The sequence below is a fragment of the Gluconobacter sp. ESL1110 genome, assembly GCF_058107395.1.
The window spans coordinates 684,317-709,165 of sequence record NZ_JBYLUK010000007.1; the positions used below are offsets into that span (position 1 = coordinate 684,317).

Sequence of the window (24,849 nt, forward strand, 5' to 3'; positions counted from 1 at the left end):
ATGTCATATTCAGGCGATGCAACGGTTAAGAGTGTGGGAAGGGGGGATTTATGGTGACGCTTACTCTTTCCCAAAAAGTGGCTCTTGATGAAATCATTCAGGCTCATGCCGAAGGGCGTCCTACACACCTGCTGACGGGGTATGCGGGGAGTGGGAAAACAACGCTGATGCAGGAGGTGGCGCAGCATTTTCTGCGAATGAAAGTTGTGACGGTCATTACAGCTCCAACGCACAAGGCGACGGCTGTTCTGCGCTCAAAGGTGCATCAGGATGTTGAATGTCGGACCATCCAGAGTCATCTGGGTTTACAGCCATCGTTGCAGGGTGGGGGTACGACGCTGGTACGCGCGAAACGCCCACAGACGATACCGGATGGTGTAGTTATTATTGATGAGTGCTCCATGATTTCGCGGGAACTCATGGGCTGGATCCGAGATCTTTTGAAGTTCTGTTTTGTGCTGTTTGTGGGAGATCCGGCGCAGCTTCCACCAGTTGGAGAAGAGGCCTCTCCTTCCTTTTCTGTTCCATCCAGATCGCATCTTGAAACGGTTGTTCGGCAGGCGGCAGGCAATCCCATTCTGGAAGCCGCGACTGTCATTCGCCAGAGCCAGGGTGGCTCTGTGGACTGGAGTTGGGTGCGGGACGCACGTCATGATTCATCCGGGCTGTTCATCCCGAAGGATGTGGAAAGCTGGGTTCGCAAAGCGTTTACGTCCGATGCCTTCGATGCAGATAACGATAGTTTCAGGTATCTTTGCTGGACGAATAGTCGCGTCCATCAAGTTAATCAGATGGTTCGGCAATGGCGGTATGGAGAGCAGATCGAAATGCCGTTCATGCCGGGGGAGCGTGCGGTCGCGAGAGCGCCATTCAGTCGCCAGAATGAAGATAAAAATCGTCAGCAGATTGCGACGAATGAAGAAGTCCTGGTGATGGATATTCAGGCGTCGCGCCTATCATACCGGTTTGAAGCCTGCGGGTCTGTAGCAGCCTGGTCTACGGATATTCCGTCTTGGGAACTGACTGTGCTGACGATGTCCGGGGAAGAAATTACGGCTCATCTGGTTCAGGATGAGCGCCAGCTTCAGGCTGTAGAGCGTCGGCTTGTTCAGGAAGCCAGGCAGGAGCGCAAGCGGTGGCAGCATCGGTTTGCCTTCCAGAGTGCGTTGCTGAACCTTCAGGCTATTTATGCCATGACCGTGCATACGTCTCAGGGTAGCACGTTCAGGAATGTCTTTGTTGATCTGGGGGATATTCGACGTCGGGCAGGAGGCAATCCTCTTGAAACACAGCAGCTTTGTTATGTGGCGCTGACACGGGCGACGGATATGGTTTTTCTGGTCAATGTCGGAATGTCTTAAGGCATACAGACAGATACGTTTCTGGATGGTCATTCGGGAAAGAGGAATGAAACGATGCGTTTTAAAGTAGGTTTGGCGCTAGCTGCCCTTGTGGCGCTTGCGGCCTGTGGCCCTGATTATGGTGGTCAGGGCTCACGGCAGTTCCGAGGGGACGGGTATGGAAATACCGGATCGGGCCGCAGCAGTTTCGGGTATCAGGGCGGCCCAACCTGAAGACACGGCACTGGCTGGTAATCAGGCCAGTGCGTCTTGAACCAGTTTTTCCTGCTGGGCGGCGTGAGCGCCGGGCAGGCCTGTAGCCGGTGACGCGGCGCTTTCGCGGCCCACGTACTGTGGACGCTGGACTTTGTGTCCGCATTCCTGCAGGGCGCGTTCGATGCGTCGGTCTACGAAAATCCATGCGCCGTTGTTCTGGGGTTCTTCCTGGCACCAGATGATCTGTTCGGCGTCCGGGTATAATTCCAGCTGCTGGATCAGGGCGTGGTGCGGGAAGGGATAGAGCTGTTCCAGACGGATGATGGCGACGTCCGTGCGGTTTTGTCGGGTCCGTTCGGCGGTGAGATCGTAAAAGACCTTGCCTGAGCACAAAATGATCTTTCTGGCGCCTGTAATTTGCTGTGGATCTGCCAGAACGGGCTGGAAGCGTGTGTGTGGCCCCATTTCCACGAGCGGTGAGGTTGCTTCCTTGTGTCTCAGGAGAGACTTGGGTGTGAAGATGACCAGTGGCTTGCGGCAGCGCCGTGCAATCTGGCGGCGCAGGGCATGGAAATAGTTTGCGGGGCTGGTGATGTTACAGACGCGCAGATTGTTTTCCGCGCAGAGCTGGAGAATACGTTCTGGTCTGGCTGATGAATGTTCTGGCCCACCGCCTTCGTAACCGTGTGGCAGCAGAAGTGTCAGGCCGGATGTTCGAAGCCATTTTGTTTCGCCGGAAGCGATGAACTGATCGAGAATGACCTGTGCGCCGTTTGCAAAGTCTCCGAATTGAGCTTCCCACAGAACCAGGGCATCTGGATCACCGAGTGAATAGCCGTATTCGAAGCCGAGGACGGCAAATTCGGAGAGCGGAGAATTCCAAAGGTGCAGAGGGGCCTGATGGGGCGCGATATGGGCCAGAAGGGTTTCTTCCCGGCCGGTATTCTGATCGAACAGGACGGCGTGACGCTGGCTGAAGGTGCCGCGGCGGCTGTCCTGACCTGACAGGCGAACAGGGTGACCGTCTATGGACAGGGTTCCAAAAGCGAGGGCTTCGGCGGTCGCCCAGTCGAGTGGTCCACCATCAGCTACGGCTTTGCCACGAGCAACGATCTGGCGGGCGAGGCGTGGATGGACGTTCAGTCCCGGCGGGATGGTGCCGATGGCTTCACCAACCATACGCAGGCGTTCCAGTGGGACGCCGGTCATGGGCTGGATGCGTTCGGGCTCGTCCTGAAGGCGTGTGGAGTCCTGGGGGCCGTCCAGCCAGTCTGTGGAGTCAGGTCGGTAGTGTTCGGACGCGGCGTATTGTTCTTCCAGTCGGCGCTGGAAATGCTGCCACATATCTTCGACCTGTTCGGCCGTCAGGATGCCCTGGCGGATCAGATGCTCGGCGTAGAGGCGACGGGTGGTTGGACGGGACTGGATGGCGTGCACCATCGCGGGCTGTGTGAAAGCTGGTTCATCCGTTTCGTTGTGTCCATGGCGGCGATAGCAGACAACGTCGAGGACGACGTCTGAATGGAAATCGCGCCGCCATTCATGAGCCAGAAGAGCAGCTCGGGCGACAGCATCCGGATCATCACCATTGACATGCAGGATCGGAGCCTGAATGGATTTGGCGACGTCGGTGTTGTGGATGCCGGAATGGGCGTCTGACTGGACGGTGGTGAATCCGATCTGGTTGTTGATGATGACGTGAACTGTACCGCCGGTGCGGTAGCCTTCAAGCTTGGAAAGGGCCAGTGTTTCGTACACGACACCTTGCCCAGCGAAGGCGGCGTCACCGTGAACAAGGATGCCTAGGTGGCGATCGCGGTCTTTGTCTTTCTCGCGGTCCTGATCGGCGCGGACGCGTCCGAGAACGACGGGATCGACGGCCTCCAGATGGGATGGGTTGGGCAGCAGGGAGATGCGCAGTTTGTGGCCTGCGTGTTCCATCGTGGTGGCTGTGCCGAGATGGTATTTAACATCTCCGGAGCCCTGGATGTCGTCAGGTTTGAAAGACGCGCCTGCAAATTCGCTGAAAATGGCGGCGAAGGGTTTGCGCAGGATGTTGGCCATGACGTTCAGGCGGCCACGATGTGGCATGCCGAGCGAAACGGACTTTGCGCCATCGCGGGCGGCGGCGTCGATCAGGGTGCGGAGGGCGACGATAACGCTTTCTCCGCCTTCCAGACCGAAGCGGCGCATTCCCGTGAAACGCTTCTGACAGAAGCCTTCGAATCCTTCGGCGCGTGTCAGGGCGAGCAGGATGCGTTCTGGCTCCATAGCGACGACGGGAGCGGTGTTTTCCAGGCGATCAATCCACCACTGACGCTGAGCGGGGTCCTGAATATGCATGAATTCTGCTGTCAGGGTGCCGGAATAGGCGCGACGCAGACGGGCCAGAAGGTCGCGGTCTGCATCGGGAGGGGTGAGTTCCGGGATTGCTGGTGTAGCGGCCAGTCCTAAAGGATCGAGTTTTGCCAGGGAGTGACCGCGCAGACGGTAGGCGTTTTTCAGAGCCTCGGCGCTGCCATTTGGTGTTTCTGTTGGGGGGCGGTCGGCGCCGAGGGTTTCGAACAGGGCGGCAAACGCTGGATCAACAGACGCGGGGTCGTTCTGCCAGCGAGCGTGAAGCTCGGCCAGATAGACGGTGTTGGCGCCATTGATGGCATCGCGGTCGTCGCGGTGATCGCCCATGAAAATCGGTCTCCAGTCCCAGGGGGCGCGAACTTTAGCCCATCACGGGAAAGTGGGGAACGCATTTGGATAAAGCATTCCGTGTCAATCTTCAGATGGGGAGAAGAAGCGCTTCATGGAAGTGATGCGTCGTTCAAGCGTCTGTTTTGCGATGGGGGCACCGGTGACGTCAAAGGATAGGCGCCGGGGACGACATCCAGTTCTACAGAGACGCCGCTTCTGATGAGGCGCTGGGCATAGAGCAGGTCTTCTTCGAGAAAGAGATCGAGAGCGCCGACGGTCATGATGGTTGGTGGCAGGCCGGATAGATTTGTGGCGCGGGCTGGAGCGGCATAAGGGGAAATGTTTTCATCACCGGGACGCGAAGGGGTCAGAAGAATGTCCCATGCGTAGGTATTGCTTACGCGCGTCCAGACAAATTCTCCGGCGGTGGGGGAGGGGTTGGGAGCGTCATTGACGGTACGATCATCCAGCATGGGGTAGATCAGGTTCTGGAACAGAATGGCCGGGCCGTGTCGATCTCTGGCAAGCAGGCAGAGTGCGGCGGCAAGATTTCCGCCTGCGCTTTCGCCGGTGACGCCGATTTGGTCACGACGGATGTTGAGGGCCTCGGCGTTGTCATGGATCCAGCAGAGGGTGGCGTAAGCATCTTCGATGCCACCGGGGAATGGCGTTTCGGGTGTCAGGCGATAGTCCGGGGAGATGACCAGGCAGTTTAACTCCTGTGCGAAACGGCAGAGATCACCGGTATTCTGCTCGGGACGGCCGGCGCAGTGTCCGCCACCGTGAAGATGAAGCAGAACCGGGCGTGGGGATGAGGCGGTGTGCGTGGGGCGGATCGTGAGAAGGCGGAGCGTTCTTTCATCATCTCCACCTGCTGGAATGTGGCGTTGTTCGAGCGTCACCCGAAAATCTTCGGCGGTCTGGAAAGCTTGTGCGGCCCTGTCTTCCAGTGCACTTCTTAATGCAGGAAGGGTTTCTGAGCTGAGATCGACAGAGGGGAAAATGTCGAGGGCGGGGCGGAGTTCAGGAAGGACGAGGGGGAGAGTGTTCATGGACGTTCCTCGGAATACATGATGACGCGTCGTCAGGCTTAAACGTCTGTTGAAAACAGGGGTTTGAAAGACAGGATTCAGGCCCAGGTAAAGTTTGCCACAAAAATGCCGCAACTTTTCTGGTTCGAGAGTCGTCTTAGGAGCAGTGCCTGCTGGCCTTTTCCAAAAATCGCCGTGGGCGTGTGGGGAGTTCTGCTCATGCGTGCTCTGTCTGTCTTCTGTCTTGGATTTGCTCTCGGTTTGCCTTTGTCGGGTGTGCAGGCGCAGTCGGTGTCGCATGACGCGCAGAGCGTTCAGAGTCACCTTGTTGAGGATGCGGGAATGTCGGGGGTGGACCGGCGTTTGATTGTCTGTCGGATTAACCCAAAGCTGTTGCATACGGCCTGGGTCGGAGAAGTGAAGGATATTCCGCATCCGCAGGTCTGTACGGGAGGGGCAAACCGGTTGGGGGCAGGATATGTCCGGTATCTGGCAACGAGCAGGGTTTCCAAGACATACAAGCCGCTTAGAGGGTAAGTTTCTTTCGTCTGGGAGAAGGCTGGCATGTGCTGAATAGGCCTTGCCGGGTTTGTGGGGCGGGGCTAGCCTCAGGGGCTATGTCCAACATTTCTCTCGATTATGATGCCCTGACGCAGACACCGGTTGCGGAGAAGCCTTTCCCGCATGTCGTGGTGCCGCATTTCATTAGCAATGATGATCTCAAGGCTGTTGTGGCGGACTTGCCGGAAATGAAATCCGGTGGGTCTTTTCCGCCCAAGGCTTTAAAGCTGATGCCTCGTGTGGCGGCCATGATTGAGGAATTGCAGGGGCCTCGGCTCAAGGCTCTGATTGCGGAAAAATTCGGTCTGGATCTGGCGGATGCGCCGACGATGCTGACGATGCGTGGGCGAACACGGGAAAAAGATGGACGCATCCATCGGGATTCCGACGCCAAACTGGTGACGATCCTGTTGTATCTGAATCCACGGGGTGAAGACTGGGTTTCCCGGGATGGCTGTCTGCGTCTGCTGAATGGTCCGGATGATGTTGAGGACTACGATGTTGAGGTGACACCGGCGGAGGGGACGCTTCTGGTGTTTCCGAATGGTCCGACGACCTGGCATGGACATCGGCAGTTTGTTGGGACGCGGTATGCCATCCAGCTCAATTATATGGCGACGGGTCAGAAGGCCCGGTACGAATTGCGACGGCATCGTCTTTCGGCGCTGGTCAAGCGCCTGCCTTTTGTAGGCTGATTTTAAAGGGAACGGAAAAGATCATGGGTTATCGGGTTGCGGTTGCGGGTGCCACGGGAGCGGTGGGGCGCGAACTGCTACGCATTCTGGCGGAACGGAATTTCCCTGTGGACGAGGTTGTGGCGCTCGCGTCGCCGCGCTCGGTCGGGAAAGAAATTTCCTTTGGAGACAAGAAGGTTCTCAAGGTTCAGAATCTTGAGACGTTTGATTTCAAAGGCTGGGATATTGCCCTTTTCTCGCCGGGCGGTGAGGTTTCGGCCGTGTATGCGCCGAAGGCTGCGGCTGCAGGGTGTGTTGTGATCGACAATACATCCCATTTCCGTATGGAGCCTGGCATTCCGCTGGTTGTGCCGGAAGTGAATGCTAAAGCGCTGAAGAAGGCGCGTCGTGGCATTATCGCGAACCCGAACTGTTCTACTGCGCAGATGGTGGTGGCTCTGAAGCCGTTGCATGATCTGTTCAAGATCAAGCGTATTGTGGTTTCGACGTATCAGGCGGTGTCTGGTGCGGGGAAAGATGGCATGGACGAGCTGTTTGGTCAGACCAAGGGCACGTTCGTGAACGATCCGCCGACGGTTGCGCAGTTTACCAAGCAGATCGCCTTTAACGTTATTCCACATATTGATCGTTTCATGGAGGATGGGGCGACCAAGGAAGAGTGGAAGATGGCGGTTGAGACCCGCAAGATTCTCGATCCGGATGTTCAGGTTCTGGCGACTTGCGTGCGGGTGCCTGTCTTCATCGGACATTCCGAGGCGATCAGCATTGAGTGTGATAAGCCTATCGACCTGAAGAAGGCCCGTGAAGCGCTTCGTAAGGCTCCGGGGGTGATCCTGCGTGATGAACGCGAGGATGGTGGCTATGTGACGCCGATTGAGTGCGTTGGGGAAGATGCGACGTATGTGTCGCGCCTGCGGATTGATCCGACCGTGGAGAATGGTCTGGCGCTCTGGTGTGTTTCTGACAATCTGCGCAAGGGTGCTGCTTTGAATGCCGTGCAGATTGCGGAGAGCTTGGTTGAGCAGGACCTTCTGAAGGATGGGGCGCTGCTTCCTCCGAAGGACTGAGTATCGTTTGCAGATTGGAATGCGCCTGAAGGGAGACCTTCCGGCGCATTTTTTATGTCGGGATAAAGAGGGTTAGCTGTGACTGTTCCACGCACCGAGACCGTTCTGGAAGAAAACCAGACCATTGAGCTTCTTCCTCTGGATGCTCTGCTGGGGCGTTTGTTGGAGTCGCAGAAATCTGCGCTGGATCGGGTTGGGGAGGCATTACCCTCGATTGAGCGAGCTGTTGAAGCTGCTGTGCCACGTCTTCAACGGGGTGGTCGTCTGATTTATGCGGGAGCAGGGACATCCGGTCGGATTGGGGTGCAGGACGGAGTTGAATTGACGCCGACTTTCGGGCTTGCGCCGGAGCGTCTGGTTCTGCTGCTTGCGGGCGGAGCGGGAGCTGGGACGCAGGCTGTTGAGGGGGCGGAGGATCGTGAAGATCAGGCACGTTTTGACCTGAGCGAACATGTTCCGACTGCGGATGATGTGGTGATTGGGGTCGCTGCTAGCGGAAACACGCCCTACACCTGCGCGATGGTACGGGCTGGCCGTGATGCAGGGGCGCTGACGATCGGGGTTAGTGGGAATGCGGATGGGCGTCTGCTTCGGGACGCTGAAATTGGGATTTCTATTCCGACTGGAGCGGAGGTTCTGGCTGGATCAACCCGTATGGCGGCGGGGACCGCGCAGAAGGTCGTGCTGAATCTGTTCTCTACGGCTCTGATGACGCGGCTTGGGCATGTCTATCGCGGCCGTATGGTGGATATGCGGATCAGCAATGACAAGCTTCAGAAACGTGCCGAGCGCATGGTGTCTGAGCTTGCCGGAGGGACTGATGAAGAGGTGCGTGAAGCGCTTTCCTTGGTTGGTGGGAATGTGAAACGGGCTGTTCTGATCCGCCATGGGGTGGCGGCCGATCAGGTTGAAGACCTTCTTCAGCGGCATAAGGGTGATCTGCATGCTGTTTTGGCTGCTCTGTAATGCCTGAAACCGGATCGAGCGATCTGCGCTGGGCCATTGGGTTGATGAGTGGCACGTCGCTCGATGGTGTGGATGCGGCCCTTGTTCTTACGGATGGGGAACGCATTGCAGAGTATGGGCCAGCTTTGACGCTTCCGTATGATCAGATGTTACGGGATCGGATGCGATTGCTTCTGGATCATGCCGCCGAACTTTCTGGAAGTGAGGCTGATCTGAAGGATGTCGAACGGGCGGTAACACTAAGGCATGTGGAGGCTGTAACCGCTCTGCGGAACATGGTGCCGACGATTGTACCGGACGTCATTGGCTTCCATGGGCAAACCATTCTGCATCAGCCGGACATTGGACGAAGCTGGCAGATTGGCGATGGTGCTTTGTTGCAGGAGCAGTGTGGCATCCCTGTTATCTATGATTTCCGGGCAAGGGATCTGAATTATGGGGGGGAAGGAGCGCCGCTGGTTCCAGTTCTCCATGCAGCTCTTCTGGAACGAGAAGAGAGGTCTGTAGCTGTGTTGAATATCGGGGGCGTAGCGAACGTCACGCTGCTGGGGCCGGTACAGGACGATGCTCGTCAAGTCTGGGCCTGCGACACGGGGCCGGGCAATGCTTTGCTGGATGATTGGGCGGAGCGTCATACGGGAACGGCATGCGATACGGATGGCGCGCTGGCCAGTCGGGGGGTAGTGAAGCAGGACGTGTTGGAGCGTTTGCTGGATGGCTCTTATTTTAGTCGTCCCATGCCGAAATCACTGGACCGGTTGAGCTTTCATGCGCCAGCTATGGAGGCTGTGCAGGGGCTTTCCGCTGAAGATGGGGCAGCAACGTTGCTAGAATTTACGGTGGAGGCGATTGCTCGAACACCGATGGCTGTTACGCCGGACAGGTGGTTTGTTGCGGGCGGAGGACGACACAATCCGGTACTGATGGATCGATTACGTTTGCGCCTTGGAGACGTATCGTCTGTTGACGTTCTGGGGTGGGATGGGGATGCGTTGGAGGCGCAGTGCTTTGCGCTTCTGGCTGTTCGTTATCTTCGACAGTTGCCCTCTTCATGGCCTCAGACCACAGGAACACGTCAGGCCTGCGTGGCAGGCCGCGCCGTAACATGACGCAGCCTGTGCTTTGACTTAGACCGGGGCGAGTTCAGGCCAGCCGGTTTCTGGGCGGTCAAGATGCTTGAGCAGGTCATGATCGCTGGTGTTTGTCAGATCCTTTGTCAGGGTCTTGAACAGCTTTTTGGTTGTTGGTTTGTCGAGATGCTCACGGATATCGTGCAGTGCCTGCGCTGGAGCCACGAGGAAAATGCCCTCGATATTGGAATCCTGTGCGGCTTTATTGATGTGCGTCGCCAGATCTTTTGTGAAATGGGCTTTGAGCTGCTCTTTGGGATTTGTGTGAGCTGCTTTGATGGACCCTACGTCGTTAGCAGCGTCGGAGCCTTTATGCAGGTCAAAATTCTCTATGGTGCGAAGCTGGCTTCCTTCCAGGCGAAGAAAGCGGCCTTTTTCGCCGTCAGCGATGACGTAGATGACTGGATCTTGAGTCGCCATTGGAGTGGTCCTTCCGAACAATCAAATGTGTCTCTGTTTTAACGGGTGGGGTGTCGGGAAGTTGCCTTCTCAAGAGGATTCTGACCGATTCCCGAAGCGCTAAGATCCAGAAAAATAAAAGTTATTTCGTGTGGAGATAAAATTTCCGCGGGGAATATGAATTTTTTTCTTGAAACCCGGCGGCGATATGACCACTCTCAATATTGAGCCCACGGAAAACTTTCCCAGAGGGTTCAAGGAGGCGAATATGGCTCTGATGAATACTTTCATGCCGTATATCGGATCAATCGGCGTCGTCATGGCGGTTATTGTTTACAATGCATCCTTAAGGGCTGAGCGACCAAGCTTTTCCTATGCGCGTGTAAAGCGCCGACGATAGCGTCCCGAAAGGGACGCGTATCCCTACACTTGATACGTTTTTCCTCTTTCGCCGTTGTTAGCCCTGTTTCACACTGAAGGGCACTATGGCCTTTTTTTTCAAAAAACCACGCAATGCTTCTCCTCCTCATGGGCGGACTGGCGTTCTTCTCCTTAATCTCGGGACACCTGACGATACTGGCTACTTTGCTGTACGTCGTTACCTGAGTGAGTTTCTTTCTGATCGACGCGTGATTGAAAGTCCGCCGTTGATCTGGCAGCCCATTTTGCAGGGCATCATCCTTACAAAACGTCCATTCGCCAGTGGTGCGAATTATGCACGCATCTGGGATCGCGAAGAGAATGCTTCGCCATTGCGAGTTTATACCCAGAGACAGGCTGAGAAGCTGGCTTTACGTCTCGAGAGCGATGGCGTGCCTGTTGAATGGGGAATGCGTTACGGGCAGCCGTCTGTTGCACAGGGTGTGGAAAGCCTGATGGATAAAGGGTGTGACCGGATCATCAGCATTCCGCTTTATCCGCAGTATTCAGCGACGACGACTGCGACAGCGAACGATCATCTTTTCCGTGCACTCATGAAGTTACGCCGTCAGCCTTCTGTGCTGACGATGCCATCTTTTCCGGATCACCCGTTGTTTGTCCGGGCATTGGAACAGTCTGTTCGTAAGACTTTGGAGCATCTGTCTTTTAAGCCTCAGGCTATTGTTGCATCCTTTCATGGATTGCCGAAAACCTGCGTTGAAAAAGGCGATTCCTATCAGGAAGAATGTCAGCGGACGATTGTGGCGCTGCGGAAAGTGCTTGAATTAAATGAGGAGCAGATGCCGCTTACATTCCAGTCTCGTTTTGGACCTTTGGAGTGGATCCAGCCTTATACGGCACCTTATGTTACCGCGCTGCCCAAGCAGGGGGTCACCAAGATTGCGGTGATTATGCCTGGCTTTATGTCGGATTGTATTGAGACGCTCGACGAAATTGGCAATGAGCTTCGTGAGGAATTCATCCATGCTGGCGGTGAAGAGTTTGCCATGATTCCCTGTCTGAACGATACGGATGAAGCCATCGACCTTCTGGAAGGTCTATCTCGTTCTGCTCTCAAGGGCTTTCAGTTTTCCTGAGACGGTGTTGAGAGCATTTGGATAAGAAAACGCCCGGCTTCAGGCCGGGCGTTTCTGTTTTCAGAAGTGTTGGTTGGGCTGAGCCTGAGGTGCAGGCGCCGGTGTGTTGGGGCCTGGTTCAGGGTGCTCGGCGTCATACCATTCTGCTTTCTGCTTGGTGGATGCTGCATCATGATGACGCTGCCACCAGCTGGCATTCGGGTCTGCCGGGTGTTCCTTGTCCCAAAGAGCTGCTTTCTCGCGCAGATCCTTGCGATACAGATGACGGCGGTACATGCCGGCAGCACATCCTCCCATGGCACCGACAACGGCATGGTGATTGGCAAGGTGGCCGCCGACAGCACCGGCTGCACCGTATTTGATACAGCCGCCTGGCTCGGCAAGGGCTGGAGTAGCGGTTAGCAGGGCTGCAAGAGCCAGTGCGGATCGCGTTAAACGGATCGTCATGATTGATGTGGTCTCTCGTCGATGTCTCTTTGGGAAAAAGAGACTTTCCAAATGTCGAAATTAGGGTTGTGCAGGAGAGGTTTCAACTCATCTTGGGCGTATCTGACATTTTACGCTTGAACTGCATCCGGATTTTTCATATAACTGTGGCATTGAGCCATAAGTCGCTTAGCTGATGGTTCGATAATTCATATTGAAAATAAGATTTTACGAGAGGCTCATCCTGATGGATGCAGCCTCTTTTTTGTGCGCCAAGCAGGATTTCAGAGTGTGGATATTTCCGGTTTCGACCTTTCTGGTCTGCTAGCCGACATCCCGGCTCGATATGAGCTGTGGGTGGCTTTACTGATTATTGGATGCAAACTGGTTACGGTCTTTTTGCCTCCCCCACAGAATACATCACGATTCAACGGAATTTACCGTCTGGTGGCCCTTCTGGGGCTGAATATTGGCTGGGCTGCCAACCGTCTGGAACGGCAGGTCAGCAAGAAGGTCGTTGTCCCGAAAGACGGAGAGAACGTGAAAACAGACGCTGCTCCGGGAGTAACTGGTCCTTCTCCTGGCAAGGCTCCGCAACAAGGCGCCTGACAGGGTTATTTTTCAAACACTATTCAATACGGATCATGAAAATATGAATGCTATTTCCAGCCGAATTCTGGATCAGCACACGGCTGTTCGTCGCGTGCTTCCGAACTATCGCTCGTCCCGGTGGACGATTGCTGACGCGCTGAAGGTTCGTACGGACGATCCGACGACGACAATGCCGGTAATCGACTACAATTTCCCGGTCATGTCTAACGATGTGATGATCTGGGACAGTGGCGCCCTTCGTGACATGCATATGCGCACTGTGACGTATAAGGGCTGGTTTGTTCTCTGGTCCCTGGCTGTGGACAAAATCGACAAGACCAATGCCAAGATTTATGACGAATGGCACTCCCGCAATGATCGCGCCTATATCGGCTATTGGTACAGCGCCGACGGTGTTGAGTGGACATGGGGTGGTCGCCTCTTTCAGACGTCTGCTGATCTGCGTCCCTGGGAGTGGTCCGGTTCTCTGGTGATGCGTGAAGGCACCGAGAACAAGGTCGATATGTTCTACACGTCCGTTGGTGCGCCGGATGGTAATTCTGTTCCGGCTGTTTGCTCCGGCGCCATTCATGCTGATGACAAGGGTGTCTGGTTTGAGGGCTTCTCGGCCAGCACGGAAATGTTCAAGGCTGATGGCGTTCATTATGCCAACGCTTCTGAAGATGCGTATTTCGATTTCCGCGATCCGCAGCCGTTCATCAATCCGGGTGATGGCGAGCTTTACACTCTGTTTGAAGGCAATGTTCCTGGCATGCGGGGGCAGTTTGTCGTCGGTTCTGACGAGATGGGCCATGTTCCACCAGGTTATGCGGTGGATCCGGGTGCGCAATATGGTGCTGCGGCAATCGGTCTGTCCCGGTGTGTGTCCAACTGGCGCAAGGGCGATTATTCACGTTGGGAACTGATGCCTGCTCTGGTGACGGCTCTGGGCGTGAATGATCAGACGGAGCGTCCGCATTTCGTCTTCAAGGACGGTCTGACCTATCTGTTCACCATCAGCCATCATTCCACCTATACGGGCAAAAGTACGGGCCCTGATGGCGTGTATGGTTTCGTGTCCGAGAAGGGGATTTTTGGTCCCTACAAGCCTCTGAACAGCTCGGGCCTGGTACTTGGGAACCCGTCTTCGCAGCCGTATTCGACGTATTCGCATTTCGTGGATGCGCAGGGCTACGTTCAGTCGTTTATCGATACGATTCCGGCGGCTGGTCAGAACGCTGAAAGCCCTGATACCTATCGTATTGGCGGCACGCTTGCTCCGACGGTGCGCCTGGTTCTGGATGGTGACCGGACGTTCCTGACGGAAGTTCATGATTATGCGCAGGTTTTTGCGCAGGCCGCCTGGCCGGCGTCTTTGGCCTATGACGTTCGCGCCTGATTTTTATAAAGGCAGGGTTCGTTCTGCCTGAAAATCGGGATTGAGACATTGTGAAAGCCATCCCCTGCATGGGGGTGGCTTTTCATTTTTCTGGAGCGTTGATTGATGATGGAACGCAGGCTCGGAAAGCTGCCACCCCGTTATGATGCGCGGACCTATCGGTTTTCGCCTGTTCTGGCGGCGCGTGTTCCAGAGGTTCCGGAAAGTCAGGACTGGTCTGAAGGGGTACCGTATCAGATGTGGGGCAATGACCGGTTTGGTTGTTGCGCGTTTGCTGCGCATGCAGCTCTCACGGCCACCTGGACCAAGGCGGCTCAGGGGCTGGTTCTTCTGTCCAGTGAGCAGGTCCTGCAGAATTATGGAGCAGTTACGGGATTTGATCCGGTAACCGGTCAGAACGATAATGGCACTATTCTTCTTGAACAGTTGGGATACTGGAAAACAGACGGCTTTGTTCGGCCTGGTCAGACCAAGGATTATCTGACGGCCTACGGGGTTATTGATGCCCATTCCGTTAATGGGATCAAGCGGGGCATTTCTTATCTTGGGGGCGTTCTGGCGGGGGTGCAGGTGCCTCGTGGGTTTCTGGATCTTCCATTGGGTGCGAGCTGGGATTGGGACGCCATTCAGGATCATGCTTATGTAGGCGGTCATGCGATCGCACTGACGGGTTACACGGCTGAGGGTGTATTTTTCAATACATGGGGCAATCGGACATTTATGCCCTGGGATACATTGCTGCGGATCTGCGATGAGGCTTACGGGCTCGTCAGTCGGCAGAATTGGCTGACAGTGTGTGGTATTTCCCCCAAAGCAGAAGATATTCAGGCTCTTGTTGCGGAAATGAGTGCTGCATGAGGCTGATCTATGTCTTGCCTGTATGGCTGTTGCTCTCAGGATGTTCCTTTACCAATAGTGCGCAGACTTCAATCAGTACGGTACTGGCTGGTATTCAGGAGGATCTGACGAAAGCGGGTGTTGTCAGTGCTTCGGATGTGCAGGGATGGTCTGAAGAGCAGGCGGCCCGTTTTGATGCCAATGTTCGTGCGTTGCAATGTGCGCAGCGAAACGTGGACCCTGTTGTTGCGCTTGTTTCCGGACCTGTAGCCATGCAGTTGAATGGAAGTCTGACCCAGTCTGGTTCTTTTTCTGTTTCTGCCCTGACGAGTGTTCCTGTTCTGGGCATTACGGCAGAGGCCAGCCGTTCAAAAACTCAGCAATTGAGTTTGCCTGTACAGTTTGTACCTCTTTCTGCGTTGCCGGATGCAGAAATGCAGCGTGAGGTTGAATATGCAGGGGCTTTGATGAGCCAGCCCGACACTATTCGTGAAAGCGAAGGGGAGAAAATTCTGATGTCTCGGCAGACGTTGGCGGCGCATATTCTGGAGCTTCAAAAGCTGGATGTTTTGAAACTATGCAAAGCCGATCAGCCTGTCCGCCCATTCGTAGGACTACATGAGCGCTGAGAAGCAGAAAGCGTAAGGTCGAAGTTGTATATGGAATGCGTACGGAAGAGCATTTTCTTCTTTGCTCTTATCAGATTTTCTGATTTCCGTTAAATCGGCTGGTCGGAGTGAGAGGATTCGAACCTCCGGCCCCTGCGTCCCGAACACAGTGCTCTACCAGGCTGAGCTACACTCCGTGCCGATGGCGCTTCTCCTAACGGGGATTTACAGAATGTGCAAGAGGGTGCGCCTGAAAATCAGACGGGGAGCAGCAATCTTTTGAGGTGTCGCCATGAAAATAGCACCGTGGTTACTTCTCCTTGAAGGTTCCAGACTGGTAAAAGACCGACGCCGCCGTCTTCGACGGGCACTCGTGAGTCTGCAGAGTCATCACGGTTATCGCCCATCACGAAGAGATTGCCTGCGGGAACCGTAAACATAGGAACGGTGTCGAGTGTTCCTATGGTTGTTAATTTGAGAATGTCGTGGTGAGACCCGTCGGGGAATGTTTCCTCATATCGTCTTGCAGGGGTAGATATTCCCGGGTGGAGTTCTGCCTGGCCCTGTCCTTTGTCGTGCCAGGGAAGGGTTTTTCCATTTAGAACGACATGACCGTTGGATAGGGCAATCGTGTCTCCCGGCAGGCCAATGACACGTTTGACCCAGGTTTCATTCAGGTTGGCAGGGGCTCGGAAAACGACCACATCTCCGCGATGCGGCAAGCGGGTAAAAAGACGGAAATTCGGAAGTCGCGCTGCGAAAGGAAGATTGGCTGTGCCCCATCCATAAGATGGTACGACAGCGACGATTTCGTCTCCGATTTCGAGTGTTGGCTCCATTGAGGCCGAAGGCACGATATAACCAGCACCTAATGCGCTGTGAATGAAAAATGCGCCGAGCAGCAGGGGAAGCGCGGGAAGAATTTTTTGAAAGGTACGTCGCAGGTTCATCGTGTGTCTCCGTCGGGAGACAGGATGGCATGCGGAGAGTGGTCTGCAACTTAAGTTCTGGACACGTTGTGTCAGTCAAAAAGCAGGCGATCCGTCATGGATCGCCTGCTGGGAAAGCTCAGAGGGCCTTTTCGAGTGCGGGAAGGACCTCGAAAAGGTCACCCACGATACCGTAATCGGCGACACGGAAGATGGGGGCTTCCGGGTCCGTGTTGATGGCTACAATGACGCGGCTGTCCTTCATGCCGGCCAGATGCTGGATTGCGCCAGACAGACCAACAGCAATGTAGAGTTCCGGAGCCACGATTTTGCCGGTCTGGCCGACCTGCATTTCGTTCGGGGCAAAGCCGGAGTCCACAGCGGAACGGGATGCACCAATGGCGGCGTTCAGTTTATCGGCAATGGGTTCGAGCAGCTTGAAGTTCGCTGCATCCTTCATGCCCTTGCCGCCCGAGATGACCACGCGGGCTGCCTCAAGTTCCGGACGATCGGAGGCTGACAGCTCAACCTTCACGAAAACGGATTTTTCGCTGGCTGGTGCGTCCAGTGTTTCAACTGGAGCGGAGCCGCCGTCTTTTGGAGCGGGATCAAAGCTGGAACCCCGAACCGTCAGAATCTTGATGGCATCTGAAGACCGGACGGTTGCCAGTGCATTGCCAGCGTAGATCGGACGAACGAACGTCTCGGCATCCTTGATTTCGACCACATCCGGGATGGGTTGAACGTCAAGAAGGCCCGCCAGACGAGGCAGAATGTTCTTTCCGCTAGCGGAGGCAGAGGCCACGATGTGGCTGTAGTCTTTTGCGATGGATGCCAGTAGATCGGCGGCAGGTTCGGCCAGATCCGTGGCCAGACCGGGCACCGACAGAACCCGCTTGACACCAGGCAGAGCTGCTGCGGCACTGGCGCCTTCACCAAAAACAATGGCGTCTACATCACCAAAGCGTGCGGCGGCTGTCAGGGCTGAACGTGATGCCTGACGGACTTCGCCATTCTCGACTTCGAGCAGAACAAGAGCGGTCATCAGATCACCTTCGCTTCTGTCTTGAGCTTTTCGACCAGTTCGGCCGCACTGCCCAGCTTGATACCTTCCTTGCGTTCTGCCGGCTCTGCGACAGAAACAACAGTCAGGCGGGGGGCAAGATCAACGCCGAGACCGGCAGCCTCAAGCGTTTCAAGTGGCTTTTTGCGTGCCTTCATGATGTTTGGAAGGGACGCATAGCGCGGCTCGTTGAGGCGCAGATCGGCTGTCACCACGGCAGGAAGTGCCAGAGAAACAACTTCTGTACCACCGTCGATTTCGCGGGAAATTTCAATGCGGCCGTCCGCAACAGTGACTGCGCTGGCGAACGTGCCCTGTGGCCAGCCAAGCTTGGCTGCCAGGATCTGGCCGGTTGCGTTCATGTCATCATCGATGGCCTGCTTGCCCATGCAGACAAGACCCGGCTGCTCACGTTCCACAATGGCTTTCAGCGCATTGGCGACGGCGCGCGGCTCAAGCGTATCGTCTGTTTTGACCAGAATGGCCCGGTCTGCGCCCATGGCCATCGAGGTGCGCAGAATGTCCTGCGCTGCCTGAACACCAATGGTCACGACGACCACTTCAGTTGCCACGCCTTTTTCGCGCAGGCGGATGGCTTCTTCCACCGCAATTTCATCGAACGGATTCAGGGACATTTTCAGGCCCTGCGTTTCGACACCACTACCATCGGCCGCTACACGCACCTTGACGTTGTAATCGACCACCCTTTTGACTGGGACCAGAATTTTCATCGTGATCTTTCGCTGCTGACGCCGCTGGAAAAACGGGCGCCACCGTAGCGGAAATGGATCAGAAAGTCACATTCCGGTCAGAAAGCCGCCTGTTTGCTTGGAAGAATTACATCCCGACAGGGTAGTTCGGGCCGCCACTGCCTTCTGGCGTGCACCATTCGATATTCTGCGTCGGGTCCTTAATATCGCAGGTTTTGCAATGGACGCAGTTCTGCGCATTGATGCGCAGAGACCACTCATTTTCCGCGCTTTTTTCCTGCTCGTAGACGCCTGCCGGGCAGTAGCGGCTTTCCGGCGAATCAAAGACGTCATGATTGACGGTGCGCCAGATGGCCTTATTCCGTAGCTTCAGATGGGCAGGCTGGTTTTCTTCGTGGTTGGTGGCGCTGAGGAAAACCGAGCTGACGCGATCGAAGGTTAGGACATTGTCTGGTTTCGGATAGCCGATCTGTTCGCACATCGCGGCTGGCCGTAATGTCTCATTGTCGGCATGCGGGTGATGGAGCGTCCAAGGGGCGCGGCCACGCAGAATCATGCTGTCGATGCCAGCGTAAAGCGCGCCAGCCTTCATGCCCCATTTGGCAAAAGCCGGACGGATATTGCGGACATCGCGCAATTCGGACCAGAGCCAGGAATTGCGGACGCGTTCTGTCAGGCTTGAGGCTTCCGTGCGCTCGGTCTGGAGCGCTTCGGCGACAGCTTCGGCAGCCAGCATGCCGGACTTCATGGCTGTGTGCGTTCCCTTGATCTTGGGAACGTTCAGGAAGCCTGCCGAGTCACCAGCCAAAACACCACCGGGGAATGTCAGGCGAGGAATGGACTGAAGGCCGCCTTCAGAGAGCGCGCGGGCGCCGTAGATCAGGCGTTTGCCACCCTCGAAGTGTTCCCGGAAAGCAGGGTGCAGCTTCGTGCGCTGCATTTCCTCGAAGGGCGAAAGGTAGGTGTTGCTGTAGTCTAGGCCGGTTACGAAGCCATAGCTGACCAGATTGTCCCCGAAATGGTAGAGCCATGCGCCACCATAGGTGTGGTCATCCAGCGGCCAGCCAAAGCTGTGCTGGACGAGGCCGGGGCGATGCTTTTCCTTCGGGACCTCCCAGACTTCCTTGATGCCAAGGCCGTAAGTCTGGGTATCGACACCTTTGCGTAGGCCAAAACGCTTCATGGCGTGGGCGCTCAGGGAGCCGCGTGCTCCTTCAGTCAGGATTGTCTGCTTGGCACGGAGGATCATACCGGGCGTGAAGTTGGGACCGTGCGTGCCGTCACGCTCGATGCCCATGTCGCCCGTAATGACGCCAGCAACGCGATTGTTCTCAATGAACAGTTCAGCGCCTGCAAATCCGGGATAGATCTCGACACCAAGGGCTTCGGCCTGTTCACCCAGCCAGCGACAGACTTCCCCGAGGGACACCACATAATTTCCGTGGTTCGCCATATGAGGCATGACGCGGTCCAGATACGGAATCTGAATGGCGCGCTTTTCCGTCAGGAAAAGCATGCGTTCTTCCGTGACTTCCGTGTTCAGCGGCGCGCTAAGAGAGCGCCAGTCTGGCAGGAGTTCCTCAAGCGAACGCGGTTCGATGACGGCACCCGAGACGATGTGCGCACCGATTTCGCTACCCTTTTCGATCAGGCAGACCGACGCGTCCGGCGCAATCTGTCGGAGGCGGATCGCCGCGGACAGACCGGCGGGGCCACCACCGACCACCACGACATCGAATTCCATTTCTTCGCGTTCGATCTGGGTCATGATGTCAGGAACTCACTGTAGTCAGATAAAGGGACGGCGCCTCAAGGGCGCCGGGTAAAGGTCCAGTAGAAGGGCTGTCGTTCTTCCCGGAAGGCTTTTGCCTCATATCGGGTTGGAGACCATCCTTCGGGACGTTCCGTCTCCGGAGGGGGGGCATCAAACAGATCCTGCTTGCCCATCACTTCGATCACCCAGTCCTGATAGACAGGGTGATCGCTTGCTACGCGCCAGATAGCACCCGGCTTGAGAACGCGATGAAGCTCCCGAAGGTTTTCCGGATGTACAAAGCGACGCTTTGCATGGCGGGATTTCGGCCATGGGTCCGGAAACATCAGATAGGCGCGGTCCAGGCAGCCATCCGGCATATCCTTAAGCAGAAGACGAGCGTCTTCTGGCCAGATCCGGAAATGCTCGGGTGGTGCTGCTGTATCTTCCTCACCGTCTGGCACGAGGCGCGACATTAGGGAGCACAGGCCATTCTCGAAGACCTCTGAGGCAATGTACCCGACATCCGGGTTCATTTCAGACTGAGCAGCCGCGTGTTCGCCGCCGCCAAATCCGATTTCAAGAAAGACGCGCGAGACCGGTGAGGAAAACCCGGCGGTCGGGTTCCCTGCAGACGCAAAAGTGAAGCGCGGCAGCGTCTTTTCAAGAAGATGCTGCTGTCTTGCCCGGAGCGGATGGCCGCGCTGGCGGCCGTAAAGCCGCTCCGGCTGTGGTTTGAGAGACTGTGTCAGGGTCTTACCTGTTCAGTGCGTTACGGAGGGTATCAACCAGATCCGTCTGTTCCCAGGTGAAGTTGTCCAGAGCGGCGTTCGGCACGCGACCGAAGTGACCGTAAGCGGACGTCGGAACATAGATCGGGCGGTTCAGGCGCAGATGTTTGCGGATGCCGCGCGGGGACAGATCCACAACGTCGTTGAGGAGCAGGCCGAGGCGTGCTTCGTCAATGTCCTTGCCCGTGCCGTCGAGATCAACATAGACCGAAAGCGGCTTGGAGACGCCGATGGCGTAGCTGAGCTGGATCGTGCAGCGATCTGCGAGACCAGCGGCAACGACGTTCTTGGCAAGGTAACGAGCAGCATAAGCAGCCGAACGGTCAACCTTCGTGGGGTCCTTGCCGGAGAATGCGCCACCACCATGAGGGGCTGCACCGCCGTATGTGTCCACGATGATCTTACGACCTGTCAGACCAGCGTCACCATCCGGACCACCGATGACGAAGTTGCCGGTCGGGTTCACATAGAACTCGTCTTCCGGGCAGCTCCAGCCATTTGGCAGAACGTCATTGACGACGCCACGAAGTGTTTCGCGGATCGTGTTCTGGCTCATGCCTTCAGCGTGCTGCGTGGAAATCACGACAGACGTCACGCCAACCGGTTTGCCGTCGACATAACGCAGCGTGACCTGGCTCTTCGCGTCCGGAAGAAGGCCGGCGCCACGGGCGTCGCCGTTCTTGCGGTAGTCGCGGATATGCTCAAGGATCGTCTGGGCGTAGAACAGCGGAGCCGGCATCAGGTTTTCGGTTTCGCGTGTTGCGAAGCCGAACATGATGCCCTGATCGCCAGCGCCTTCGTCCTTGTCGCTGCCGCTGTCCACGCCTTGGGCGATATCAGCGGACTGCGCGTGCAGGTAAGACGTGATCTCGGCATTTTTCCAGGAGAAGCCTTCCTGGTCGTAGCCAATGTCCTTGATGGCCTCGCGTGCGCGGTCGATCAGCGTGTCTTCGACAGCCTTCGGGCCACGGACTTCACCGGCCAGGATGACACGGTTCGTCGTGACCAGCGTTTCACAGGCAACGCGGGCTTCCGGATCGGCTTCAAGATAAGCGTCCAGGACGGTGTCGGAGATACGGTCTGCCACCTTGTCGGGATGGCCCTCGGAAACGGATTCAGAGGTGAACAGGAAATCGCCGTGATTGCGCACTCAGGGACCTCGCAGGGAATGAGTGGTGAAAAGGGCCGCAGACGCCATGACGGACGGACTGCAGCATTCAGGAAGGCACGGCTTGGCGGAATTGCACGCAGGGGTCAAGTGCCTTGGGGAAGGTGAAGGGAATTTTCTCTCAACGTCTTGTGTAAGGTATTGTAGAACAAGGAAGAATATAGATCGTTATCTACGATCCTGCATGGTGAAGAAACAGGGGCAGACGAATACTTCGTCTCAAGATATGTATAGCCGGGTCAAAAACGCCGTATCTCAACGAGGGACACATGGCATACGTTGTAAGTTTCTTTAGCGGTAAATCATGTCTGGTGACAGGAGCCGGAGGTAATATCGGTCTTGCAACCGCTTTGCGTCTTGCAGAGATGGGAACGGATATTGCCCTGCTTGACATGAATGCGGATGCTCTTGCGAAAGCGGAAGCCGCTGTTCGCGAAAAGGGTGTGAACGTACAGTCTTATGTCTGCGACGTGACGTCTGAGTCTTCCGTCAATGACGTGGTCAGCCGTGTGATCTCCGATTTCGGGAAAATCGACTTTCTGTTTAACAATGCGGGATATCAGGGGGCTTTTGCTCCGGTTCAGGACTATCCGGCTGAAGATTTTCCGAAGGTTCTGAACATCAACGTCACGGGCGCTTTCCATGTTCTGAAAGCGGTCTCGCGGCACATGATCGAGAATGGCTACGGACGCATTGTGAACACGGCCAGCATGGCGGGCGTCAAGGGACCACCGAACATGGCGGCTTATGGTGCCTCCAAGGGGGCGATCATTGCCCTGACCGAAACCGCTGCTTATGACCTTGCACCATACAATATCCGGGTGAATGCGATCAGTCCGGGCTACATGGGGCCGGGCTTCATGTGGGACCGTCAGGTTGAGCTTCAGGCGAAGGCCAACACACAGTATTTCTCAACCGATCCGCAGGAAGTCGCCAAACAGATGATCGGAAGTGTTCCGATGCGTCGGTATGGCGATATCAATGAAATCCCCGGCGTGGTCGCGTTCCTTCTCGGAGACGATTCCAGCTTTATGACCGGTGTGAATCTGGAAATTTCCGGAGGCTGACAGCGCTGCTTTTCGTCGGGTGGTTAAACTGCTCGACGAAGCACGTCGGCCATGCTGTAAAGGCCCGGTGGCTGCTGTGCGAGCCATCGGGCTGCCATGATGGCTCCGCGGGCAAAGACCCTGCGATCGAGGGCGCGGTGAGACAGTGTGATCTGTTCGTCTGCCGCCATGAACATCAGGTCGTGTTCCCCCACGATCTGGCCCCCGCGCAGGGATGCAAAACCGATGGCTCCGTCTGGGCGGGCGCCATTCTGATCGAGACGTATGACGTCCTCAAGGGCCACGTTTCGCCCTTCCGCAACGGCTCGTCCAATCGCAAGGGCTGTGCCAGACGGAGCATCTACCTTCTGGCGATGATGAACTTCCACAATTTCTGCATCGTATCCCGGCAAACCGGCGCCAAGTTGTTTGGCAAGCTCCAGAAAAAGGGTCAGTGCGGGGGAGAAATTTGCGGCCTGAAGGACCGGAATAAGCTTTGCAGCCTTGTCGACCGCAGTTTGATCATCAGCACCAAGGCCTGTCGTACCCAGAACCCACGGGCATTTCGCCTCTGCAAAGGCTGTAGCGTGAGTCTGGACGGTAGAAGCATGACTGACATCGATAACAACATCACAGTTTTTCGCAAAAGCGGTAGGGTCAGACGTGATGTTGCGGCTCGCATCGGCATGTCGGGACAAACCTCCAGCGAGTGACGTTCCGGCCTCCTCCGCACAGAGCGAACCTAGCCGGCCTGTAATGCCAGCAATACCGATGCGGGGAGAAATCGTCATAATCCGTGCCTGACCGTCAGAAACTGTTGGCTGCAACCTAGGGGATTATTGGCGCGCGTCAAAACGCTGACGGGCATTCTCGATTTCATCCCGATGGGTCACGGCCCATCGGCCAAAGGCTTCTGTAATACTCTGGAGAGAGCGGCCCAGATCTGTCAGGGCGTAGTCGACGCGGGGCGGGGTTGTTGGTGTCACTGTGCGTTTGACCAGCCCGTCCCGTTCCAGATTTCGCAGCGTCAGAGTCAACATACGCTGTGAAATTCCCTCAATGGAGCGGCGAAGCTCACTAAAGCGCATGGAGCCGTCCCCCAGAATCCGAACGATCAGGATACTCCACTTGTCTCCCACGCGAGCCAGAATAGCGCGCACAACGGCGCATGTGTCGCTCTCATGCGTTATGGGGGGAGGAAGGGTACTAACATCCATGTGCCTATGATCCCTGAATGTGCCGTCTTGCGAAGGTGTGAGAAAGGTTTCTTATCTTGTGCTGGTTACGATCAGGAACCGGAAGAGAAAAGATGAAACTCCTTCATATCGACTCCAGTATTCTCGGCGGTTTTTCCGCTTCCCGTCAGCTCAGCATTGCGATTGTTGAGCGTTATCGCCAGAAACATCCGGATCTGGAGGTCACATCCCTTGATCTGGCTGCAGAACCGCTTCCGCACCTGGATGGCGAATCGCTGTCATTTCTGGGTAAAGAGCTGACAGGCGACGCAGCATCTAATCCTGTGCTAGTGGCGGGTGCAAAGGCTCTGGCCGATTTCAAGGCAGCCGACATCCTTGTGCTTGGCGTTCCGATGTACAATTTCGGAATTTCCAGCCAGCTCAAGGCCTGGATCGATCGTATTGCAATTGCCGGTCAGACGTTCCGTTATGGGGCAAATGGCGTCGAAGGCCTTGCCGGTGGCAAGACGGTCGTGATCGCTGGTGCCCGTGGCGGCATTTACTCAGAAGGAACGCCGCAAGCTGTTTTTGAGCATCAGGTAACCTACATCAAGGCCGTTCTTGGTTTCCTTGGTGTTACGGATATTAAGGTCATCGAGGCTGAAGGCCTTGCTACAAATGGTGGCAATGACCGCCCTCGTATCCTTGCGGAAGCAGAGAGCGCCATTGCTGCTCTTTAAAGT

At 56.0% G+C, this 24,849-nt stretch carries 26 protein-coding genes and 1 tRNA gene; 14 read left to right on the forward strand and 13 right to left on the reverse strand.

Going from position 1 to position 24,849, the window contains the following annotated elements; all coding sequences use genetic code 11:
- The first annotated feature begins 50 nt into the window (after positions 1-50).
- Complete coding sequence (locus AC3B6F_RS07215) at positions 51-1,361, forward strand: ATP-dependent DNA helicase (RefSeq protein WP_489823838.1); 1,311 nt, start codon at positions 51-53, stop codon at positions 1,359-1,361.
- A 54-nt stretch (positions 1,362-1,415) separates the two neighbouring features.
- Entirely contained in the window at positions 1,416-1,574 is a 159-nt protein-coding gene (locus AC3B6F_RS07220) for a hypothetical protein (RefSeq protein ID WP_489823839.1), read from the forward strand.
- Positions 1,575-1,595: 21 nt separating this feature from the next.
- Here the strand turns inward: AC3B6F_RS07220 and AC3B6F_RS07225 are convergent, their stop codons facing one another.
- Both AC3B6F_RS07225 and AC3B6F_RS07230 read right to left on the reverse strand, forming a co-directional pair.
- On the reverse strand, positions 1,596-4,241 hold the full coding sequence (locus AC3B6F_RS07225) for a 2-oxoglutarate dehydrogenase E1 component (RefSeq protein WP_489823840.1): 2,646 nt from the start codon (positions 4,239-4,241) through the stop codon (positions 1,596-1,598).
- Positions 4,242-4,354: 113 nt separating this feature from the next.
- Positions 4,355-5,296 carry an alpha/beta hydrolase gene (locus AC3B6F_RS07230; protein ID WP_489823841.1) on the reverse strand — a complete coding sequence of 314 codons (942 nt, stop codon included), beginning with the start codon at positions 5,294-5,296 and terminating at the stop codon, positions 4,355-4,357.
- A 198-nt stretch (positions 5,297-5,494) separates the two neighbouring features.
- On the opposite strand from AC3B6F_RS07230, the gene AC3B6F_RS07235 reads away from it, so the two are divergent.
- The 5 genes from AC3B6F_RS07235 (at position 5,495) to AC3B6F_RS07255 (ending at position 9,673) form a co-directional block, all read left to right on the forward strand.
- The gene (locus AC3B6F_RS07235) at positions 5,495-5,812 is read left to right on the forward strand and encodes a hypothetical protein (protein ID WP_010503379.1); all 318 of its coding nucleotides are present in this window, start codon (positions 5,495-5,497) and stop codon (positions 5,810-5,812) included.
- An 80-nt stretch (positions 5,813-5,892) separates the two neighbouring features.
- Entirely contained in the window at positions 5,893-6,531 is a 639-nt protein-coding gene (locus AC3B6F_RS07240; RefSeq protein WP_489823842.1) for a 2OG-Fe(II) oxygenase family protein, read from the forward strand.
- A 23-nt stretch (positions 6,532-6,554) separates the two neighbouring features.
- Complete coding sequence (locus AC3B6F_RS07245) at positions 6,555-7,598, forward strand: aspartate-semialdehyde dehydrogenase (RefSeq protein ID WP_489823843.1); 1,044 nt, start codon at positions 6,555-6,557, stop codon at positions 7,596-7,598.
- 78 nt (positions 7,599-7,676) lie between these two features.
- Complete coding sequence (locus tag AC3B6F_RS07250) at positions 7,677-8,564, forward strand: N-acetylmuramic acid 6-phosphate etherase (RefSeq protein ID WP_489823844.1); 888 nt, start codon at positions 7,677-7,679, stop codon at positions 8,562-8,564.
- A complete protein-coding gene (locus AC3B6F_RS07255; RefSeq protein WP_489823845.1) occupies positions 8,564-9,673 on the forward strand; it encodes an anhydro-N-acetylmuramic acid kinase in 1,110 nt (369 codons plus the stop codon). Before AC3B6F_RS07250 ends, AC3B6F_RS07255 begins: the two co-directional genes overlap by 1 nt.
- 18 nt (positions 9,674-9,691) lie before the next feature.
- Here AC3B6F_RS07255 and AC3B6F_RS07260 read toward each other — a convergent pair whose 3' ends face one another.
- On the reverse strand, positions 9,692-10,114 hold the full coding sequence (locus AC3B6F_RS07260; protein ID WP_489823846.1) for a host attachment protein: 423 nt from the start codon (positions 10,112-10,114) through the stop codon (positions 9,692-9,694).
- Positions 10,115-10,578: 464 nt separating this feature from the next.
- On the opposite strand from AC3B6F_RS07260, the gene hemH reads away from it, so the two are divergent.
- A complete protein-coding gene (gene hemH, locus AC3B6F_RS07265; protein WP_489823847.1) occupies positions 10,579-11,610 on the forward strand; it encodes a ferrochelatase in 1,032 nt (343 codons plus the stop codon).
- A 60-nt stretch (positions 11,611-11,670) separates the two neighbouring features.
- Here the strand turns inward: hemH and AC3B6F_RS07270 are convergent, their stop codons facing one another.
- On the reverse strand, positions 11,671-12,057 hold the full coding sequence (locus AC3B6F_RS07270; protein WP_061929819.1) for a hypothetical protein: 387 nt from the start codon (positions 12,055-12,057) through the stop codon (positions 11,671-11,673).
- Between the two features lie 270 nt (positions 12,058-12,327).
- On the opposite strand from AC3B6F_RS07270, the gene AC3B6F_RS07275 reads away from it, so the two are divergent.
- From AC3B6F_RS07275 to AC3B6F_RS07290, 4 genes are all read left to right on the forward strand, one after another.
- Positions 12,328-12,645, forward strand: coding sequence for a hypothetical protein (locus AC3B6F_RS07275; RefSeq protein WP_489823848.1), 318 nt, complete (start codon positions 12,328-12,330; stop codon positions 12,643-12,645).
- 43 nt (positions 12,646-12,688) lie between these two features.
- Positions 12,689-14,026, forward strand: coding sequence for a glycoside hydrolase family 68 protein (locus AC3B6F_RS07280; RefSeq protein ID WP_489823849.1), 1,338 nt, complete (start codon positions 12,689-12,691; stop codon positions 14,024-14,026).
- 105 nt (positions 14,027-14,131) lie between these two features.
- Positions 14,132-14,884: a hypothetical protein gene (locus tag AC3B6F_RS07285; RefSeq protein ID WP_489823850.1), complete on the forward strand. Its 753-nt coding sequence runs from the start codon at positions 14,132-14,134 to the stop codon at positions 14,882-14,884.
- The gene (locus tag AC3B6F_RS07290; protein WP_489823851.1) at positions 14,881-15,492 is read left to right on the forward strand and encodes a hypothetical protein; all 612 of its coding nucleotides are present in this window, start codon (positions 14,881-14,883) and stop codon (positions 15,490-15,492) included. The genes AC3B6F_RS07285 and AC3B6F_RS07290 overlap by 4 nt, the downstream gene beginning before the upstream one ends.
- A gap of 99 nt (positions 15,493-15,591) precedes the next feature.
- Here AC3B6F_RS07290 and AC3B6F_RS07295 read toward each other — a convergent pair.
- The 7 genes from AC3B6F_RS07295 to metK form a co-directional block, all read right to left on the reverse strand.
- Positions 15,592-15,668: transfer RNA gene (locus AC3B6F_RS07295), tRNA-Pro, on the reverse strand.
- Positions 15,669-15,728: 60 nt separating this feature from the next.
- Complete coding sequence (gene lepB, locus AC3B6F_RS07300; RefSeq protein ID WP_489823852.1) at positions 15,729-16,421, reverse strand: signal peptidase I; 693 nt, start codon at positions 16,419-16,421, stop codon at positions 15,729-15,731.
- 118 nt (positions 16,422-16,539) lie between these two features.
- Positions 16,540-17,445: an electron transfer flavoprotein subunit alpha/FixB family protein gene (locus AC3B6F_RS07305; protein WP_489823853.1), complete on the reverse strand. Its 906-nt coding sequence runs from the start codon at positions 17,443-17,445 to the stop codon at positions 16,540-16,542.
- Complete coding sequence (locus tag AC3B6F_RS07310; protein WP_489823854.1) at positions 17,445-18,194, reverse strand: electron transfer flavoprotein subunit beta/FixA family protein; 750 nt, start codon at positions 18,192-18,194, stop codon at positions 17,445-17,447. The genes AC3B6F_RS07305 and AC3B6F_RS07310 overlap by 1 nt, the downstream gene beginning before the upstream one ends.
- A gap of 106 nt (positions 18,195-18,300) precedes the next feature.
- Positions 18,301-19,941, reverse strand: coding sequence for an electron transfer flavoprotein-ubiquinone oxidoreductase (locus AC3B6F_RS07315; RefSeq protein WP_489823855.1), 1,641 nt, complete (start codon positions 19,939-19,941; stop codon positions 18,301-18,303).
- Between the two features lie 41 nt (positions 19,942-19,982).
- The gene (trmB, locus tag AC3B6F_RS07320; RefSeq protein ID WP_489824005.1) at positions 19,983-20,678 is read right to left on the reverse strand and encodes a tRNA (guanine(46)-N(7))-methyltransferase TrmB; all 696 of its coding nucleotides are present in this window, start codon (positions 20,676-20,678) and stop codon (positions 19,983-19,985) included.
- A 4-nt stretch (positions 20,679-20,682) separates the two neighbouring features.
- A complete protein-coding gene (gene metK, locus AC3B6F_RS07325) occupies positions 20,683-21,867 on the reverse strand; it encodes a methionine adenosyltransferase (protein WP_489823856.1) in 1,185 nt (394 codons plus the stop codon).
- Positions 21,868-22,154: 287 nt separating this feature from the next.
- Between metK and AC3B6F_RS07330 the strand changes: the two genes are divergently transcribed.
- Positions 22,155-22,952, forward strand: a complete 798-nt coding sequence (locus tag AC3B6F_RS07330) for an SDR family NAD(P)-dependent oxidoreductase (RefSeq protein ID WP_023944103.1) — start codon at positions 22,155-22,157, stop codon at positions 22,950-22,952.
- 23 nt (positions 22,953-22,975) lie between these two features.
- Here the strand turns inward: AC3B6F_RS07330 and dapB are convergent, their stop codons facing one another.
- Both dapB and AC3B6F_RS07340 read right to left on the reverse strand, forming a co-directional pair.
- Entirely contained in the window at positions 22,976-23,722 is a 747-nt protein-coding gene (gene dapB, locus AC3B6F_RS07335) for a 4-hydroxy-tetrahydrodipicolinate reductase (RefSeq protein ID WP_023944101.1), read from the reverse strand.
- A 45-nt stretch (positions 23,723-23,767) separates the two neighbouring features.
- On the reverse strand, positions 23,768-24,148 hold the full coding sequence (locus AC3B6F_RS07340) for a winged helix-turn-helix transcriptional regulator (RefSeq protein ID WP_023944099.1): 381 nt from the start codon (positions 24,146-24,148) through the stop codon (positions 23,768-23,770).
- Positions 24,149-24,240: 92 nt separating this feature from the next.
- On the opposite strand from AC3B6F_RS07340, the gene AC3B6F_RS07345 reads away from it, so the two are divergent.
- The gene (locus AC3B6F_RS07345; RefSeq protein ID WP_023944097.1) at positions 24,241-24,846 is read left to right on the forward strand and encodes an FMN-dependent NADH-azoreductase; all 606 of its coding nucleotides are present in this window, start codon (positions 24,241-24,243) and stop codon (positions 24,844-24,846) included.
- Positions 24,847-24,849: the final 3 nt, after the last annotated feature.

Bases quoted from the DNA above. Each gene is read 5' to 3' on its own strand.
- AC3B6F_RS07330 (WP_023944103.1), top strand. From the start codon at position 22,155: ATGGCATACGTTGTAAGTTTCTTTAGCGGTAAATCATGTCTGGTGACA.
- AC3B6F_RS07285 (WP_489823850.1), top strand. From the start codon at position 14,132: ATGATGGAACGCAGGCTCGGAAAGCTGCCACCCCGTTATGATGCGCGG.
- AC3B6F_RS07280 (WP_489823849.1), top strand. From the start codon at position 12,689: ATGAATGCTATTTCCAGCCGAATTCTGGATCAGCACACGGCTGTTCGT.
- AC3B6F_RS07220 (WP_489823839.1), top strand. From the start codon at position 1,416: ATGCGTTTTAAAGTAGGTTTGGCGCTAGCTGCCCTTGTGGCGCTTGCG.
- AC3B6F_RS07305 (WP_489823853.1), bottom strand. From the start codon at position 17,445: ATGACCGCTCTTGTTCTGCTCGAAGTCGAGAATGGCGAAGTCCGTCAG.
- AC3B6F_RS07270 (WP_061929819.1), bottom strand. From the start codon at position 12,057: ATGACGATCCGTTTAACGCGATCCGCACTGGCTCTTGCAGCCCTGCTA.
- AC3B6F_RS07290 (WP_489823851.1), top strand. From the start codon at position 14,881: ATGAGGCTGATCTATGTCTTGCCTGTATGGCTGTTGCTCTCAGGATGT.
- AC3B6F_RS07340 (WP_023944099.1), bottom strand. From the start codon at position 24,148: ATGGATGTTAGTACCCTTCCTCCCCCCATAACGCATGAGAGCGACACA.
- hemH (WP_489823847.1), top strand. From the start codon at position 10,579: ATGGCCTTTTTTTTCAAAAAACCACGCAATGCTTCTCCTCCTCATGGG.
- AC3B6F_RS07345 (WP_023944097.1), top strand. From the start codon at position 24,241: ATGAAACTCCTTCATATCGACTCCAGTATTCTCGGCGGTTTTTCCGCT.
- AC3B6F_RS07230 (WP_489823841.1), bottom strand. From the start codon at position 5,296: ATGAACACTCTCCCCCTCGTCCTTCCTGAACTCCGCCCCGCCCTCGAC.
- lepB (WP_489823852.1), bottom strand. From the start codon at position 16,421: ATGAACCTGCGACGTACCTTTCAAAAAATTCTTCCCGCGCTTCCCCTG.
- dapB (WP_023944101.1), bottom strand. From the start codon at position 23,722: ATGACGATTTCTCCCCGCATCGGTATTGCTGGCATTACAGGCCGGCTA.
- AC3B6F_RS07240 (WP_489823842.1), top strand. From the start codon at position 5,893: ATGTCCAACATTTCTCTCGATTATGATGCCCTGACGCAGACACCGGTT.
- AC3B6F_RS07255 (WP_489823845.1), top strand. From the start codon at position 8,564: ATGCCTGAAACCGGATCGAGCGATCTGCGCTGGGCCATTGGGTTGATG.
- AC3B6F_RS07235 (WP_010503379.1), top strand. From the start codon at position 5,495: ATGCGTGCTCTGTCTGTCTTCTGTCTTGGATTTGCTCTCGGTTTGCCT.
- AC3B6F_RS07315 (WP_489823855.1), bottom strand. From the start codon at position 19,941: ATGACCCAGATCGAACGCGAAGAAATGGAATTCGATGTCGTGGTGGTC.
- AC3B6F_RS07225 (WP_489823840.1), bottom strand. From the start codon at position 4,241: ATGGGCGATCACCGCGACGACCGCGATGCCATCAATGGCGCCAACACC.
- AC3B6F_RS07215 (WP_489823838.1), top strand. From the start codon at position 51: ATGGTGACGCTTACTCTTTCCCAAAAAGTGGCTCTTGATGAAATCATT.
- AC3B6F_RS07260 (WP_489823846.1), bottom strand. From the start codon at position 10,114: ATGGCGACTCAAGATCCAGTCATCTACGTCATCGCTGACGGCGAAAAA.
- AC3B6F_RS07245 (WP_489823843.1), top strand. From the start codon at position 6,555: ATGGGTTATCGGGTTGCGGTTGCGGGTGCCACGGGAGCGGTGGGGCGC.
- AC3B6F_RS07310 (WP_489823854.1), bottom strand. From the start codon at position 18,194: ATGAAAATTCTGGTCCCAGTCAAAAGGGTGGTCGATTACAACGTCAAG.